Annotated in this window: 16 protein-coding genes and 1 pseudogene; 5 read left to right on the top strand and 12 right to left on the bottom strand. The window is 68.2% G+C overall.

What is annotated here, in order from left to right; translation table 11 throughout:
* On the bottom strand, positions 1-415 hold a 415-nt coding region (gene recO / locus WBL05_RS00775), incomplete at its 3' end, for a DNA repair protein RecO (RefSeq protein WP_424223091.1).
* A 110-nt stretch (positions 416-525) separates the two neighbouring features.
* On the opposite strand from recO, the gene WBL05_RS00770 reads away from it, so the two are divergent.
* Together WBL05_RS00770 and WBL05_RS00765 are read left to right on the top strand one after the other, a co-directional pair.
* A complete protein-coding gene (locus WBL05_RS00770) occupies positions 526-1,323 on the top strand; it encodes an isoprenyl transferase (protein ID WP_424223090.1) in 798 nt (265 codons plus the stop codon).
* 785 nt (positions 1,324-2,108) lie between these two features.
* Complete coding sequence (locus WBL05_RS00765) at positions 2,109-2,369, top strand: DUF4031 domain-containing protein (RefSeq protein ID WP_424223089.1); 261 nt, start codon at positions 2,109-2,111, stop codon at positions 2,367-2,369.
* A 56-nt stretch (positions 2,370-2,425) separates the two neighbouring features.
* Here the strand turns inward: WBL05_RS00765 and leuA are convergent, their stop codons facing one another.
* Complete coding sequence (gene leuA / locus WBL05_RS00760; protein WP_424223088.1) at positions 2,426-4,207, bottom strand: 2-isopropylmalate synthase; 1,782 nt, start codon at positions 4,205-4,207, stop codon at positions 2,426-2,428.
* A 217-nt stretch (positions 4,208-4,424) separates the two neighbouring features.
* Here leuA and WBL05_RS00755 point away from each other — a divergent pair, with 217 nt between their 5' ends.
* The 3 genes from WBL05_RS00755 (at position 4,425) to WBL05_RS00745 (ending at position 8,137) form a co-directional block, all read left to right on the top strand.
* Complete coding sequence (locus tag WBL05_RS00755) at positions 4,425-4,766, top strand: hypothetical protein (protein WP_424223087.1); 342 nt, start codon at positions 4,425-4,427, stop codon at positions 4,764-4,766.
* 132 nt (positions 4,767-4,898) lie between these two features.
* Positions 4,899-6,377, top strand: a complete 1,479-nt coding sequence (locus tag WBL05_RS00750) for a mannitol dehydrogenase family protein (protein WP_424223086.1) — start codon at positions 4,899-4,901, stop codon at positions 6,375-6,377.
* Positions 6,378-6,526: 149 nt separating this feature from the next.
* Complete coding sequence (locus tag WBL05_RS00745; RefSeq protein ID WP_424223085.1) at positions 6,527-8,137, top strand: alpha/beta hydrolase domain-containing protein; 1,611 nt, start codon at positions 6,527-6,529, stop codon at positions 8,135-8,137.
* 80 nt (positions 8,138-8,217) lie between these two features.
* Here WBL05_RS00745 and era read toward each other — a convergent pair whose 3' ends face one another.
* The 10 genes and pseudogenes from era to WBL05_RS00695 form a co-directional block, all read right to left on the bottom strand.
* Positions 8,218-9,156, bottom strand: coding sequence for a GTPase Era (gene era / locus WBL05_RS00740; protein ID WP_424223084.1), 939 nt, complete (start codon positions 9,154-9,156; stop codon positions 8,218-8,220).
* Complete coding sequence (locus WBL05_RS00735; RefSeq protein ID WP_424223083.1) at positions 9,149-10,423, bottom strand: hemolysin family protein; 1,275 nt, start codon at positions 10,421-10,423, stop codon at positions 9,149-9,151. Before WBL05_RS00735 ends, era begins: the two co-directional genes overlap by 8 nt.
* Positions 10,420-10,878, bottom strand: a complete 459-nt coding sequence (ybeY, locus tag WBL05_RS00730; RefSeq protein WP_424223082.1) for an rRNA maturation RNase YbeY — start codon at positions 10,876-10,878, stop codon at positions 10,420-10,422. The genes WBL05_RS00735 and ybeY overlap by 4 nt, the downstream gene beginning before the upstream one ends.
* A complete protein-coding gene (locus tag WBL05_RS00725; protein ID WP_424223092.1) occupies positions 10,875-11,828 on the bottom strand; it encodes a PhoH family protein in 954 nt (317 codons plus the stop codon). The genes ybeY and WBL05_RS00725 overlap by 4 nt, the downstream gene beginning before the upstream one ends.
* 179 nt (positions 11,829-12,007) lie before the next feature.
* On the bottom strand, positions 12,008-12,490 hold the full coding sequence (locus WBL05_RS00720; RefSeq protein WP_424223081.1) for a DUF5709 domain-containing protein: 483 nt from the start codon (positions 12,488-12,490) through the stop codon (positions 12,008-12,010).
* 70 nt (positions 12,491-12,560) lie between these two features.
* On the bottom strand, positions 12,561-13,838 hold the full coding sequence (tgt, locus tag WBL05_RS00715; RefSeq protein WP_424223080.1) for a tRNA guanosine(34) transglycosylase Tgt: 1,278 nt from the start codon (positions 13,836-13,838) through the stop codon (positions 12,561-12,563).
* A complete protein-coding gene (gene tatC, locus WBL05_RS00710; RefSeq protein ID WP_424223079.1) occupies positions 13,831-14,730 on the bottom strand; it encodes a twin-arginine translocase subunit TatC in 900 nt (299 codons plus the stop codon). The genes tgt and tatC overlap by 8 nt, the downstream gene beginning before the upstream one ends.
* 6 nt (positions 14,731-14,736) lie before the next feature.
* Positions 14,737-15,126, bottom strand: a complete 390-nt coding sequence (gene tatA / locus WBL05_RS00705) for a twin-arginine translocase TatA/TatE family subunit (protein ID WP_424223078.1) — start codon at positions 15,124-15,126, stop codon at positions 14,737-14,739.
* Between the two features lie 38 nt (positions 15,127-15,164).
* Positions 15,165-16,175: a helix-turn-helix transcriptional regulator gene (locus WBL05_RS00700; protein ID WP_424223077.1), complete on the bottom strand. Its 1,011-nt coding sequence runs from the start codon at positions 16,173-16,175 to the stop codon at positions 15,165-15,167.
* Positions 16,172-16,362, bottom strand: a pseudogene (locus tag WBL05_RS00695) (hypothetical protein); the annotation flags it as partial. The pseudogene WBL05_RS00695 and the gene WBL05_RS00700, both read right to left, overlap by 4 nt.

Genomic DNA, 16,362 nt, shown 5'->3' with positions numbered 1-16,362 from the left:
CCATGGTGGCTGGCCGCGGCCCGTCCGGCGTCCCCCCGCCCAGCGTGCGCAGCGCACCCAACAGCAGCCGGTACTGCCGCAGCGCGGGCTGGCCCTCCTCGGCGACCAGCCGGTCTGCGGTTTCGAGCATCGCCTGACCGGCGGTGAACGCGTTGTAGTCCACCCGCAGCGGTGCGTCGTAGGCGTGCAGGGTCTCGACCTGGGTGACCACGTCGAGGCTGCGACCGGTGGCGAACTGCACGTCGACGTGGCTGAACGGCTCCAGGCGTCCCCCGAACTTGGACGAGGTGCGCCGCACGCCACGCGCGACCGCGCGCACCTTGCCGTGCGACCGGCTGAGCAGGGTGATGATCCGGTCGGCCTCACCGAGCTTGTGGGTGCGCAGCACCACAGCATGGTCCCGGTAGGTCGGCATGCCACTCATTGTCCCCCATCGCCGGCCGGCGGACGCCGCTCCGACACCGCGCGCCGATCGGCACCGGCCGGTCGTTCCGCACCGGCGAGAGGTGCGGCTACCGTTTGGGCATGGCATCCCCTGCTCGCCCTGCCAAGCGGACCCCGACCCCGCACCCGAGTGGTGCCCGGCCGCCCCGGATCGCGACTGGCGAGCTGCCGAAACACGTCGCCATCGTGATGGACGGCAACGGACGCTGGGCCAGGCAGCGCGGGCTGCCGCGCACCAAGGGGCACGAAGCCGGCGAGGCGGTGTTGTTCGAGGTGATCGAGGGCGCCATCGAGCTGGGCATCAAGTACCTGTCCGCCTACGCCTTCTCGACCGAGAACTGGAAGCGCAGCCCCGACGAGGTGTCGTTCCTGATGGGCTTCAACCGCGACGTCATCCACCGCCGCCGGGACGACCTGGATGCCCTCGGCGTCAAGGTGCGGTGGGCCGGACGCCGGCCGCGACTGTGGGCCAGCGTGATCAGGGAACTGCAGCTGGCCGAGGAGCAGACCCGCGACAACAACGTGATCACCATGCAGTTCTGTGTCAACTACGGCGGACGTGCCGAGATCACCGATGCCGTCCGGGCCATCGCCGCCGACGCCGCCGCCGGCCGGGTCAACCCGGAGAAGATCACCGAGGCCAGCTTCCGCCGATACCTGGACGAACCGGAGATCCCCGACGTCGACCTGTTCGTGCGTAGCTCCGGCGAGCAGCGGATCTCCAACTTCCTGATCTGGCAGTCGGCCTACGCCGAACTGGTCTTCGTCGACAAGTACTGGCCCGACTGGGACCGTCGTGACCTGTGGGCCGCCGTCGAACGCTATGCCTCTCGCGACCGCCGGTTCGGCGGTGCGGTACCGAACGAGCCGGCCAGGTAGCGTTACGGCTCCCTTCCGCGGACATTGTTCGAGCCGTGCAACTCGACAGTGCCCGCTTCCAGGGCGTTTCGCGAGCAGTATCGGTCGCTGCGCCCCGATAGTGCACGCTTCGACGGCGTTTCGCGGGCAGTATCCGTTCCTGGGGCCGGAACCGGCACGCTTAGGGTGCCCCAGATGATGCCGCGCCCAAGAAGTGGGTGCAGGCAGGGGCTCAAACCAACGATTCGTGCCCACCGTTGCCGGGTGCCGCGCCCGATAACCCGGCGGAAGTCGGAAACGAAACGCTCAACTGCGATTGCAGGCCTTTGAACCGTTGAAAGCGTCAATGAGCGTGCCGAATTCCGAATCCTCGCGAGTGGCCACCCCATGGGCGCGCCCCGGAGTTGTGTCGTGAGGAGTCAGCGACCCCCCTGACCGAGGCCCAGCGCCGCGCCAGGGACGCGCGGGGGGACCTGGCACGGCAGCGGGTGCTGACCGAGGCCCAGCGCCACGCCCGGGACTTGATCACGCCAGGCGCGTGCGGCGAGGTTCGCGAGCAGTATCAGCCGATGGGGCCCATACTGCACGCTTCGAGGGCGTTTCGCGGACAGGATCCGCCCCTGCAGCCGGAAAGTGCACGCCTCGGGACGTTCCCCGCCCAGTCGGTCGCCGCGGCCCGATCGTGCATGCCCCGGCGCCGCCAGATCCGGTGCTCACGGGACATGCTGGCGCGCCCTGGCGTCCAGCCAACAACTGCGCTGCAACCATCCCCGGGTCTCCACGGTTGACGGGTAAACTCTGGAGCCGTGGCAATCCTGATCGATCCACCGATCTGGCCGGCTCACGGGACGAGGTTCTCCCACCTGGTCTCCGACGCGTCGCTGGCCGAGTTGCACGACTTCGCAGCTCGCAACGGCGTCCCGGAAAGGGCGTTCGAGCGCGACCACTACGACGTGCCGGAACGGATGCACGCCGAGCTGGTGGCTGCCGGCGCGTGCCCGGTGAGTGGACGGGTGCTCGTCCGGGCGCTGATCACATCCGGGCTGCGAGTACGAAGGACCGCCTGAGCGGTGGTGCCCCGCCAGCCGGCCGGCCGCGGGAGCACCACCTGTGGGGATCGGGCTCAGATGGCGATGGCCAGGATCTCGCCCCGGTGCCGGTTGACCGCACTCATCACGGCCTTCAGCGACGCGGTGGTGATGTCGGGGTCGATGCCGACGCCCCAGTGCACCTGGGTCTCACCGTTCTCGATCTCGCACTCCACGTAGGCGGCGGCGTGGGCGTCCCCGCCCGAGGTCAGTGCGTGCTCGGTGTAGTCGAGGACGCGCAGCCGCACCCCGACCTGGCCCAGCGCGTCCACGAAGGCCGAGACCGGGCCGTTGCCCTCGCCGGTGATGACCTTCTCGCCACCGTTGGCGATGATCCTGGCCACGATGGTGGCCACGCCATCCTCACTCGACTCCATCGTGAAGCTCTTGCCCTGGAACGGCACAGTGCGGTTCAGATACTCATCGGAGAAGATCTGCCACAGCTGCTCGCTGGTGACCTCGCCGCCCTCGGTGTCGGTGTGGTCCTGGACGACGCGGCTGAACTCCATCTGCAGCCGGCGCGGCAGCACCAGCGAGTGGTCGTTCTTCATCAGGTAAGCCATGCCGCCCTTGCCGGACTGGCTGTTCACCCGGATGACCGCCTCGTAGGTGCGGCCCACGTCCTGCGGGTCGACCGGCAGGTACGGGGCCTGCCAGCCCACCTCGTGGATGGTGAGGTTCTGGCGCTCGGCCCTGGTCTCCAGGTCCTCCAGGCCCTTCTTGATGGCGTCCTGGTGCGAGCCCGAGAAGGCGGTGTAGACCAGGTCGCCGGAGTAGGGCTGGCGGGCCGGTACCGGCATGCCGGTGCAGTACTCGACGGTGCGGCGTACCTCATCGAGCCGGCTGAAGTCGATCTTCGGGTCGATGCCCTGGGTGTACAGGTTCATGCCCATCACCACCAGGTCGACGTTGCCGGTGCGCTCGCCGTGGCCGAACAGGCAGCCCTCGACGCGCTGGCCGCCGGCCATCAGGCCCAGTTCGCTGGCGGCCACCGAGGTGCCGCGGTCGTTGTGGGTGTGCAGCGAGATGCAGACGTGCTCGCGGGAGTTGATGTGGCGCGAGAAGTACTCGATCTGGTCGGCGTAGGTGTTCGGGGTGCTCATCTCGACCGTGGCCGGCAGGTTGAGGATGATCTCACGGTCGGCGTCCGGCTGCCAGACGTCGATCACGCCGTTGCAGACCTCGACGGCGAACTCGGTCGGGGTCTGGGTGAAGATCTCCGGGGAGTACTGGTAGCCGAACTCCACGTCCGGCAGGTGCTTCTCCGCGGCGTCGATCACCCAGCGGGTGCCGTCCTTGGCCAGTTGCCTGCACTCCTCCGGGCTCATCCGGAAGACGACCCGGCGGAACAGTTCGGCGGTGGCGTTGTACAGGTGGATGGTGCCGCGTCTGGCGCCGACCAGCGACTTCGCGGTCCGGTCGATCAGGTCGGGCCGCGCCTGGGTCAGCACCGAGATCGTGACGTCGTCGGGGATGGCGTCGTGCTCGATCAGCGAGCGGACGAAGTCGAAGTCGGTCTGGGACGCCGACGGGAACCCGACCTCGATCTCCTTGTAGCCCATCTCGACCAGCAGGTCGAACAGCTTGCGCTTGCGGCCCGGAGTCATCGGGTCGATCAGGGCCTGGTTGCCGTCCCGCAGGTCGGTGGACAGCCAGCGCGGCGCCTGACTGATGCGCTTGCTGGGCCAGGTGCGATCGGGCAGGTCGATCGGCTGGAACGGGGTGTACCGCTGGTACGGCATCGGGGTGGGCTGCTGTACCGGACGCGGCTGCGGTCTGGTGCGGGGCTTGGGGTACTGGATGTTCTGGACGCTCATGGTGGTGTCTCCTCGGCTACAGGGAATTGGTGGTGGCAGCCAGACATGACGAGACTCCGCAGCGAGGAGGACTGCCCTTCAGCAAGTCTCGCTGCGGCGACCAAGGAGCAGAGCCAGATGAGCGCTCATGGGCCGACCCACGCGACAACCATAACCCCGTCGCGGCGGTGGATTCAAAGTCTGCCCGGGTGTCGGACGCACATTGGATCATGGGGTCATGACAGATCAGCAGTGGCCGTTGGTGTACCCGCAGGGCGAGCAGCCGTCGGATTCCTTCGCCGATCCCGCAGAGGCCGGTGGATTCGCCGTCCTGGTGGAGGAGAACCGGGGCTCTGGTGAGTGGCGGTGGACCAGCGAGGTGAAGGCGAACGCGACCACCCGGGCCGACGCGCAGCGGATGGCCTACAACCTGGCCACCGGCTACCAACCGCGCCATCCGGCCATGCCGCAGTCCCGCGAGGTCTTCCGGCTGAACCCCGACCAGTACCTGGTGATGGTGCAGGGTCTGACCACCACCTTCCACTTCCGGATCAGTGTCGCCGAACGTCTGCAAGGGTGAGCGCGTCGCGGACGGCTGCTGGTTGAATGGGCGCTGTTGAAGCAGGACGCCGCAGCGTGCGTCCGCGCCCGGCCCCGCCCGCTGGCGAGGTTGGCTTCACACCTTTCGACAACCAGCAGATAGGCAGACACGATGGCCACCTTGAACCGCTCCAACGCTCCATTCGAGCGCCTCATCGGCGCCTCGGCGCCCGACGCAACCGGTATCGTCCACCTCGGCATCGGCCAGTTCCATCGGGCACACGCCGCGGTGAACACCGCGCTGGCGATGGCCGAGGCAGGTGGCGACTGGGGGATCGTGGGCGTGGCCAACAGGTCGCGCCGCATCATCGATCCGATGATCGATCAGGACTACCTGTACACGATCCTGCAGCTCAGCCCGGAGGGCACCGACGTGCAACTGGTGGACGTGCACCGCCGGCTCTTCGTGGCGGCCGAGCAGCCAGCCGACGTCCTGGCGGCGATCGCCGACCCGCAGCACCGGATCGTCACGCTGACGATCACCGAGAAGGGTTACAACGCTGACGGTGTCACCGGCAACCTGATGCTCGAGTCCCCAGAGATCGCCCCCGGGCTGGCCGGTCCGGACGCCGCCAAGGCCCCCCTGGCCCAGCTCGCCTGGGGACTGGTCAGGCGTGCCCAGCAGTCGCAGGCCCCGATCACGGTGCTGTCCTGCGACAACATGCAGTCCGCCGGCGAAACCACCGCGCGCATGGTGCTGCAGTTCCTGCAGGCAGCCAGGGTGGACGCCAAAGTGCTCGACTACGTCACCAACCAGGTCAGCTTTCCCAACGCCATGGTCGACCGGATCGTCCCGGGCACCAACGAGCAGACCAAGGCGCAGGTGGAGCAGATCCTGGGGTTGCGCGACGAGTCGCCGGTGCCGGCCGAGGCGTTCACCATGTGGGTGCTGGAGGATCACTTCGCCGCCGGTCGGCCGGCCTGGCAGGCCGCGCCCGGCGTCACGTTCTCCGACGAGGTCGAGCAGTACGAACTGGTGAAGCTGCGGCTGTTGAACGGGTCGCACTCGTTGATCAGCTACCTGGGCGGCCTCAGCAACTCCCCCACCATCCCGTCGGCCCGCGACAAGGAGTTCGTCGCCAGGTCGGTGCATGCCGCGATCTACAACGAGTACCTGCCCAGCATCGACCCACTGCCGCAGGGCTTCGACCCGGACGCCTACATCGACCAGCTCTTCCACCGCTGGCAGAACCACGCGCTCGGCGACAAGACCGCCCGGGTCGGCTCGGACGGCTCGGCGAAGCTGCTGCAGCGCATCGTCGAGCCCGCGCTGCGGATGCTGGCCATGGGCCAGATGCCGCACCAGATGGCGCTGACCGCGGCGTCCTGGATCGCCTGCGTGGCCCCGCCCACCGGTTTCGACCCCGGTCCCGTGGCAGCCGAGATGGAGGAACCGCAGCGGGAGAACCTCGCGAAGGCTACTGCGGGAGCCAAGGACATCCACGAGCACGTCGAGAAGATCATGACCGGCGGGTTCTTCCCCGCCGAGTTGGGTGAGCGCGCCGAGTTCACCGGCCGGATCGCCGAACTGGTCGAGATCATCACCACCGACGGGGTCGAGGCCGCGGCCAGCGACGCCCTGGGCGAGTAGCTCAGTCGCCTGCGCCGGCGGACCGTGCTACCTGGTCCGCCGGCGGCCGGTTGGTCCAAAGCCGAATCGGTGAGTCGGGGCCCGCCACGAAGCGCGCTGTGGTTAGCATTGACTCTTCCCCCATTCGTCCAACTCACAACGGAGAGAGCATGGACCAGCCACCCCGCTTCCGACCACTGCGCCATGGCCTGGCCGTCCTCGGCCTCCTCGCCCTGGTCACCTCCTGTTCATCCAGCCCGTCCCAGCCGGCGACGAGCGACTCCCCCGCACCGACCACATCCGGGTCAGCCAGCGCCGCGGTCCTGCAGACCATGTCCGCGGTGCCAACGCTGGAACTGGTCGCCAGGACCGCTGATTCATATCCGTTCAACGCCGCCGATCACGCCCGCGAACCGCTTGACCTCGCGTCCTACGGTTTCGTCGAGGAGGAGTACTTCGTTTCCGGCAACGCAAACGTCTACACCCTGACCGACGGGACGCTGGCGGTCGAGAAGGCCGACGTGCCCTACGTCAACCGCATCCTGGTCCGCCGCCCGGCAGATCCCGCCGACGCGTCCGGCAGCGTGCTGGTCGACATCTACAACGCCTCCAACGGCTACGACATCGAGGACATGTGGCGTCGGCTCTACAGCAACATCCTGCTTGCCGGTCACACCTACATCGGTGTCACCAGCAAGCCGATCAACGTGGACGCGCTGCGCAACTTCGACCCGGCCCGCTATGAGCGGTTGACCTGGTACGACGAGCCCGTCGATACCTGTGCGCAGCGCGGGCCGGTGGACTTCGCCGCGCTCGGTCCGTTCGGTGAGGTGCCCTGCACCGAGACCGGTCTGGTCTGGGACATCCTGACCCAGGTCGGCAACGCTGTCCGCGATCCGCAGGCCGCTGAGCAGATCCTGGGCGGTGCCGAACTGACCAGCCTGATCCTGATGGGCCAGTCGCAGTCCGGACTGTACCTGAACACCTACGTGAACAACTTCCACGACGCGGTCAAGGCGTCCAATGGCGGCCAGCCGCTGTTCGACGGCTACCTGACCGCAGCCGGCAACTGGATGGAACGCTCGATCCGCGACGGCGAGTTCCAGAACGGTGGCTCCTCGGAGGACAACTCGCTGGCGTCGGTGCCTGGCCCCGATACCCCGGTCGACATCGACGTTCCCTGGCTGATCGTCGACTCCGAAGCCGACACGGCGCTGTTCCCGCAGGAGGCAACCGTGGAGCGGCCGCTGGCCGACCAGACCCGGGTCTGGCAGGTCGTCGGCACCGGCCACACCTACTCCATGTCACCGGTGGTGCCCGACAATGCCGAACTGGTGAAGGCCGGCCGCCCCGAGCGGGTGTTCCCCGAGGTCTACACCCCGTTCCCGATGGAACCGGCCTTCTTCGCCGCCACCCAGGCGCTTGTCGACGCCCACCAGGATGGCAGCACGCTGCCCGCCACCAGGTGGTTCGAACGGGACGCCTCCGGCGCCCTGGTGCGTGACGACCACGGCAACGTTCGCGGTGGGCTGCGCTACGGGATGATCGAACTGCCGATCGCCGAGTTCCTCGGCTTCACCCAGCCCGGGGACATGAATGGCGTGGCCAACCCGATCACCGTTGAGGAGTTCCGGCAGAACTGGACAGATCGCGCCGACTACCTGGCCCAGATGGCCGAGGTCGACGCCGGGTTGATCGAGGACGGTTACCTCACCCCCGACGGGGAGCAGTTGCTCGTCGAGCGGGCGAATGTCGTGCTTGATCGCATCGGCGTCGACTGATTGGACGCACCTGCGCCTGCCCGGCACAGCTTTCCGGGCAGGCGCAAACTCGCTGCGCGGACGGATACCCCCGGACCGGGCTAGAAACCGAGCCGGTTGAGGTGCTTGGGGTCGCGCTGCCAGTCCTTGAGCACCTTGACCTTCAGGTCCAGGTGCACCGGGGTGCCCAGCAGTGCGGTGATCTGGCGGCGCGCGGCGGTGCCGACCTGCTTGATGTGCTCGCCGCCGCGTCCGATCATGATCGGCTTCTGGGAGTCGCGCTCCACCACCAGGGACGCGTAGATGTCCAGCAGCGGCCTGTCCTCCGGGCGCCCTTCGCGCAGTCCCATCTCATCGACCTCGACCGCGATCGAGTGCGGCAGTTCGTCGCGGACTCCCTCCAGCGCGGCCTCCCGGATCAGCTCGGCGACCAGGGTTTCGGCTGGCTCGTCGGTAGTCTCTCCGTCGGGGTAGTAGGCGGGGCCCTCGTCCAGCAGCGACACCAGCACGTCGGCCACCAGTTCGACCTGCTCGCCGTTCACCGCCGAGCACGGCACGATGTGTTCCCAGCGCACCTGCAGCCTGTCCTGCAACGCGTCGATCTCGAGCAGGTGCTTGGCCAGCCGCTGCGGGCTGACCAGGTCGGTCTTGGAAGCGATCGCCACCAGCTTCGGCGGGCTCGACAGCGAGGCGATCTCGCCGACCAGGTACTCGTCCCCGGGCCCGACATGCTGGTTGGACGGAAAGAGCACCGCGATCACGTCCACCTCGCCCCATGTCGTGTACACCAGGTCGTTGAGCCGCTCCTGCAGCAGCGAGCGCGGCTTGCTCAGCCCGGGGGTGTCGATGATGACCAGTTGCGCGTCCGGACGGGAGATGATGCCGCGCACCGCGTGCCGGGTGGTCTGCGGTTTGCTGCTGGTGATGGCCACCTTGCTGCCCACCAGCGCGTTGGTCAGGGTCGACTTGCCGGCGTTGGGCCGTCCCACGAAGCACACGAAACCTGAGCGGAACCCGCTGTCGCCGGCCGGATCAGTCATCTGTGCCACCATCGGTCGTTGCGGGTTCGGGTGCCAGGCGCTGCACCAGGACGGTGTCGATCTGGTGCCGGCGGGCGGTGGCCTTTTCGGCGGTGATCTCCAGGCCGTTCCAGACGATCCGGGAGCCGGGGATCGGCACCATGTTCAACTCCTTGGCCAGCAGGCCGCCGACGGTTTCGACGTCCTCGTCGTCGAGCTCGAGGTCGAACAGGTCGCCCATATCGTCGACCGGCATCCGGGCCGAGATCCGCCACAGCCCAGAGGAGGTCTGCTCGACAAGGTCGGGCTCGGCGTCGTACTCGTCCACGATCTCGCCGACGATCTCCTCGACCACGTCCTCGATGGTTGCGATGCCGGCGGTGCCACCGAACTCGTCGATCACGATCACCATGTGCTGGCGGCTGCCCTGCATCTCGCGCATCAGGTCGTCCACCGGTTTGCTGTCGGGGGTGAAGGCAGGCGGCCGCATCACCGCCTCGACCGTCTCCCGCTTCTCGGCGTCCGGGTTGTCGTAGATCCGCCGCATCAGGTCCTTCAGGTACAACACCCCGACCACGTCGTCGAGGTTCTCGCCGGTCACCGGTATCCGGCTGAACCCCGACCGCAGCGCCAGCGACATGCCCTGCCGCAACGTCTTGTTGCGTTCGATGTAGACCACGTCGGTGCGCGGCACCATCACCTCGCGCACCAGGGTGTCGCCCAGCTCGAAGACCGAGTTGATCATCTCACGCTCGCCCTCGCTGGCCTCGGCGATCTTCTCGGCCTCGGCGATGAACGGCCCGTCGGCGTAGCCGTGACCCGGGGTGATCGCGTTGCCGATCAGGATCAGCAGCTGCGAGATCGGCCACAGGATGGTCGACACCACCGAGAGCGGACGCGCCGCGACGCCGGCCACCCGTTCGGCGTGCTGCCGGCCCAGCGTCACCGGGGCCACGCCCCAGGCGATGAACGCGACCAGCCCCATGATGGTTATGGTCAGGCCGAGTCTGGTGCCCAGGCCCTCGAAGTTGTCCACCACGACCAGGCAGACCAGCACGACGGCAGCCACCTCGCACACCACCCGCAGGAAGTGCGCGGTGGTCACCTCCGGGGCCGGGTCTTCGGCGATCTCCTGGACGGCCGCGGCGCCCGGCTGTCCTTCGGCCACCATCCGCTCCGCCCTGGTCGGCGAGATCCGGGAGAAGGCTGCATCGACCGCCGACAGCACCGCGGCTATCACGATCGCGATCAGGGCCGAGCCGACCATGACCCAGTCCAGACCGGTCACCGGCCACCCTTCGCCCGCCGCCAGTCGGCGATGATCCGGTCGTTGAGGTTGAACATGGCGGCCCGCTCCCCCGGCTCGGCGTGGTCGTGGCCGAGCAGGTGCAGCAGGCCGTGGATCAGCAGGTACTCCAGTTCCTCGGCGGGTTCGCGGCCGTTCTCGGGAGCCTGGGCCGAGGTGAACTGTGGGCAGATGACGATGTCGCCCAGCATTCCGCGGGGAGCGGCCTCACCGGGCTCGGGTGAGCGCAACTCGTCCATCGGGAAGCTCATCACGTCGGTGGGGCCGGGCAGGTCCATGAACCGCTGGTGGAGTTCGGCCATGGCAGCCTGGTCGACCAGCAGGACCGACAGCTCCGCCTGCGGGTGGATGCGCAACTCGGCCAGCGCGAACTCGGCCAACTGCATCAGCCGCAGCTCGTCCACCTGCTCCCCCGACTCGTTGTTGACGTCGATCATCGCTGCCCTCGAGTGCCACGACCCGAGAAGGTCTCGGCCAGAGTCGAGTCGTAGCGGTCGTAGGCGGCGACGATGCGTCCGACCAGCTTGTGCCGAACCACGTCCCGGTTGGTGAGGGTGCAGAATGCGATGTCCTCGACCCCGTCCAGGATCTCCTGCACCGCCCGCAACCCGCTGCGCACCCCGCCGGGCAGGTCGACCTGGGTGATGTCGCCGGTGACCACGATCTTCGACCCGAACCCCAACCGGGTGAGGAACATCTTCATCTGCTCCATCGAGGTGTTCTGCGCCTCGTCGAGCACGATGAAGGCGTCGTTCAGGGTACGGCCGCGCATGTAGGCCAGCGGCGCGACCTCGATCACCCCGCCGGTCAGCAGCTTCGGCAACGACTCGGCGTCCAGCATGTCGTGCAGAGCGTCGTAGAGCGGGCGTAGGTAGGGGTCGATCTTGTCGTTCAGGGTGCCGGGCAGGAAGCCGAGCCGCTCGCCGGCCTCGATAGCCGGACGGGTCAGGATGATCCGGGTGACCTGCTTGGCCTGCAGGGCCTGTACCGCCTTGGCCATCGCCAGGTAGGTCTTGCCGGTGCCGGCCGGGCCGATGCCGAAGGTCACGGTGTGGGAGTCGATGGCGTCGACGTACCGCTTCTGGTTCAGCGTCTTGGGGCGGATCGTCTTGCCGCGGGTGGACAGGATGTTCTGGGTCAGCACCTCGGCGGCGTGGGTGTCGTCGGCTGACAGGCTCATCGCGATCACCCGTTCGACCGTCTCGGCGGTCAGGCCCTGACCGGTGCGGAGGATCGTGATCAGTTCGGTGAGCACTTCGACGGCGGCGGCGATCTCGGCGGTGGATCCGGTGAGGGTGATCTCGTTGCCCCGGACGTGCAGGTCGGCGTCCAGGTCGCGTTCGAGGACGCGCAGGAAGGCGTCGCGTGGGCCGAGGAGCCGGACCATGTCGATCGAAGCGGGGACGGTCAACTGACGGTTACCGGGCAGGTGCGCCACGCTGCTGGCCGGTGACTCGTTGTCGTCTTGCTTGGTGAACGGTTGGTGGCTGGTAGTCAGGACGGTCCTTTCATCGCGTACCCAGCCATTCTACTCGCCGGGCAGTTGGGCGCCCACGGTCAGATTGGCTAGGCCTCTTCGTCGTCGCCGTCGAGGTCTTCGTCGCCCTGGTTGCGAAGGTCCTCCTCCGAGATGATGTGCATCGCCGCTTCCTCGGCGCTGGCTGCTGCCCCGTCGATGCCGACGTCCTCGGCCACCACGGTGGACTCCTTGTCCTCCTGGATGCTGCCGTTCTCGGTGGCGACCAGTCGTCCGGCCCGCTTGCTGCCGACCTCGCGAGGTTCACCCGTGGGGTTCCACGGGCCGCGGAGCTTGTGGGGGTCCTTCTCGGGCACCTCCTGCTCGACGCGTTGCTCGATGGTCTCGCCCTGCTTCATCTCGGCTGCGGTGTTGCCGAAGCCCTGGGCGGGTGACCAGTTCTCGGGTGCGGTGTAGCCCTCCTCCATCGGGTCGACGCCGCGGTCGATGAGGGAATCGGCGGGGCCCTGCTGGTCCAGTTGCTCAGAGGAGGACTCAGGCGTGTCGTCTATGAAGGCGGCGTCGCTGTTCATGTATCGATTCTGCCACCCTGCCCCACACGGCGCGGCCGGACGCGCCATCCGCGTCCGCTCAACGGGGACGTCAGGCCTGGGTCTGGGCGGCGTTCCGGCCACCGTGGAACCGGCCCAGCACCTCGGTGCGGCAGGCCTCGAATTCGCCGCGGGTGATGGCGGTCCGGATGGTGTCGACCAGCCGCACCGTGAACCGTTCGTTGTGGATGGTGGCCAGGGTGGACGCCAGCATCTCCTTCGCCTTGAACAGGTGGTGCAGGTAGGCGCGGGTGTAGTGCCGGCAGGTGTAGCAGTCGCAGTCATCGTCGAGCGGGCGGAACGCCCGCCGGTTGGCAGCGGTGTTGACGTTGTAGCGGCCTGCGGGGGTGTAGATGGCGGCGTTGCGGGCGACCCGGCTGGGGTTGACGCAGTCGAAGGTGTCCGCACCGGCCGCCACCGCGGCGAACAGGTCCTCCGGTTCGCTGATGCCCAGCAGGTGCCGCGGGCGGTCCTCCGGCAGTTCCTGGCTGCACCAGCCGACGATCTCACCTAGCCGCTGCTTCTCCAGCGCACCGCCGATGCCGTAGCCGTCGAAGCCCCGGCCGTCGACCTCGATGGCCGACAGGCCGCGGCAGGCCGCTCTGCGCAGGTCCTCGTACTGGGCGCCCTGGACCACCCCGAACAGCGCCTGGTATGGCTGTTGCGTCCGCTGCCGGGTGAGCTCGAGGTGGGACGCGAGGCAGCGCACCGCCCAGGCATGCGTCCGCTGCACCGACTGCTCCTGGTACTGCCGGGTGTTGAGCAGGGTCGTCAACTCGTCGAACGCGAAGATGATGTCGGCGCCCAACTCGTGCTGCACCCGCATGCTGACCTCCGGGGTGAAGCGGTGCCGGTCGCCATTGATCGGGGAGTTGAACCAGACGCCGTCGTCATCGACGTGCGCCTGCCGCTGCTTGCCCTCGGCGATCACATCGTCGTCCTGCAATCCGTCGACGTCCATGGCCAGCACCTTCTTGAACCCGACGCCGAGGCTCATCACCTGGAAGCCCCCGGAGTCGGTGAAGGTGGGCCCGGGCCAGTTCATGAAGGCACCCAGTCCCCCGGCCTGGTCGACCACATCGCTGCCGGGCTGCAGGTACAGGTGGAACGCGTTGGCCAGCACCGCCTGCGCGCCGAGGTCGGCCACCGATTCCGGCAGCACCGCCTTCACGGTGGCCTTGGTGCCGACCACCACGAAGGCGGGGGTGGCGATCTGGCCGTGCGGGGTGGTGATCACGCCGGCGCGTCCCAGCCCGTTGGGCAGCCGCTCGGTCACCCGGAAGCCGAACTGCGTCGCGGCCCCACCGGATGGTTCCGGCACCTCAGTCATTGCCCGATTCGGTCTTGCCCCAGTACCGGGCCTCGGCCTCGTCGGGGGTGATCAGGCCTTCCCGGATCTGATTCTTCAGCACCCGCTTGTCGTTGCGGCGGCAGATCACCTCGCTGACCAGGTACATCAGCACCATCGGCGCCGACAGCGCCAGCATCGAGAACGGGTCACCGGACGGGGTCGCGATGGCGCCGAAGACGAAGCAGCCGAAGACCGCAAAGGTTCGGGCCTTGCGCAGCGAATGCGACTTGACAAGCCCGAGCAGGTTCAGCATCACGATGATCACCGGCAGCAGGAAGCTGCCACCGAAGACCAGCAGCATCCGCATCTCCAGGGCGAGGAAGTCGTTGAGGTCCTGCAGGTTGGCGACGCCGGCCTCGGCGACGGTGAACCCGAGCATGAACTCGAACGCCTTGGGCAGCACCATGTAGCCGACCACGACGCCGGTGAGGAAGAGCGGGATCGCCGACAGCAGGAACAGCCCGGCGATCTTCTTCTCCCGCTTGAGCAGGCCCGGAACGATGAACGCCCACAACTGGTAGAGCCACACCGGGCAGGCGGCAATGATCGCGGCCAGCCCGGCCGCCTTCAGCGCCAGGATCATCGGCGCTGCCACGCCGGAGTTGACGACCTGGATGTTGGCGCTCGGATCCCGTGCCCGCACATTCTCGGCCGCAACCTGGTAGGGCCGCAGGATGAGCTCGACGATCGGCACGTAGAAGATGAACGCCACGATGAACAGCACCAGAATCGCGATCACCGAGATCACCAGCCGGTAGCGGATCTCGCGGAGGTGGTCCCACAGGCTCATCGCCCCGCTGTCGTCGAACTTGGGCGGACGAAGCCAGGCCAGCCTCCCTCCGGTCTCGCGTGCGCTGGTGTCGGCGGCCATGTCGGACTAGTGGTTGGCGGGTCGCTCGGGGTCGATGATTTCAGCCTCGTAGACCTCTCCCGACTGCTGTGGTTGCGCCGGGTATTGCTGAGCTGGGTACTGCGGCTGCTGGCCCGGGGTGCCCTGCTGCAGGTACGGCTGCTGGACCGGGGGGATCTGCTGGGGTGCAGGCTGCGTCGGCTGGCCGGCTGACGCCTGCTGGCTGCCGGGGGCGGCCTGCTCGCCGGCTGCCGGCTGAGCGGGCGTGCCATCCTTGCTGAGGTCTCGGGTTTCCTCCTTGAACTCCCGGATCGCCTTGCCGGACGCCTTGCCGAGGCCAGCCAGGCGGGTGGTGCCGAACAGCAGCAGAACCACCACGAGAATGATCAACAGCTCAGGCCATCCGATGGGCCCCATGGCTTCCTCCTGGTTTCGTGAAGCGAGTCACACCCATGCTATGCCTGCCCAGGACCATGACCCCGGAACCGGTCCGTCCCCGGTTCCTGGTCCGGCAGACTATCGCAGAACTGGTCGGTGATCCGCAGCGCTTCCGCCGCGGCCCGTGCCGCGCCGGCTCCAGCGTCCACCGGGTCGATCGCCGCCACCTGGTCGCCCAGTCGCAGCAGCAGCGAGTCCAGCCAGGCCGGGTCGCTGACCGCCAGCCGCACCCTCAACCGCCCGGACGCCAACTGTTCGACCGACAGCACCGGGTAGTACTCGGCCACCCAGGCCGCAGCCGGGGACAGCTCCAGGGTCACCGCCCCGTCGGAGGCGTCGAACCAGCCCTCGGGAAGGTCGGGCACCGGCCCGTGCGGCTCGGCCGGCTCCCCGGTCGGCGTCACCTCCACGATCCGGTCCAGCCGGTAGGTGCGCCAGGCCCGCCGCTGCAGGCTCCACGCCTGCAGGTAGGCAGCCGAGTCCCGCATCTGGACGTCGGCCGGGTCGACCAGCGGCGTGGTGGTCTCGCCGCGGGCGGCCCCGTCATAGGTGAGCTGGACGCGCTCGCCAGCCCTGATTGCGCTGACGAGCCGTTCCCGCAGTTCCTCGTCCCCGGTACTCACCGCGAGCAGCACCGGCTCGTGCTGGCCGGTGACCTCGGCCAGCTTGGCGCTGGCGGTCTCGGCGGCCTGCTTCAGCGGGCCGGTGGCCAATTCGGCGATCGCCTGCAGCGCGACCACCAGCGAGACGGCCTCGTCCGGGGTGAAGCGCAGTGGCCGGGTGAGGTAGTCGACGTTGCCGAGGTGCACCACTCCCTCCCCCTCGGCTGCGTCCATGTCGATCTCGATCAGGTCGTCCGGCAGCCCGCCGGGCAGCCCGCACATCCACAGCACCCTCAGGTCGGCCATCACCTGCCTGGGTGTGGTCGCGAAGTGCTTGGCCACCTCGGCGATCGGCACCCCCGGATTGACCCTCAGGTACGGCACCATGGCAAGCAGCCGGGCGACCTGCTCGGCTGAGGTGCTCACGGTGACTCCTCCTCGTCCGGGCCGTCGGCGAGCGGTGCCGGTTCGGCGGTTCGTCCATGGGTGACCAGCACGGCGCGCAACTGCCGGGCCACGTCGGCGCGCAGCCCATCCGGTTCGATGACCACCACGTCGGGACCGTAGGCCGCTATCTCCCCGGCCGCGTAACCGCTGGTGAACGGTACCCGGT

The sequence above is a fragment of the Brooklawnia sp. genome (assembly GCF_049651565.1).
Classification (GTDB): Bacteria; Actinomycetota; Actinomycetes; order Propionibacteriales; family Propionibacteriaceae; genus Brooklawnia.
The sequence above is the reverse complement of the archived record's forward strand: the minus strand, read 5'-3'. Positions and strand labels throughout refer to the sequence as shown.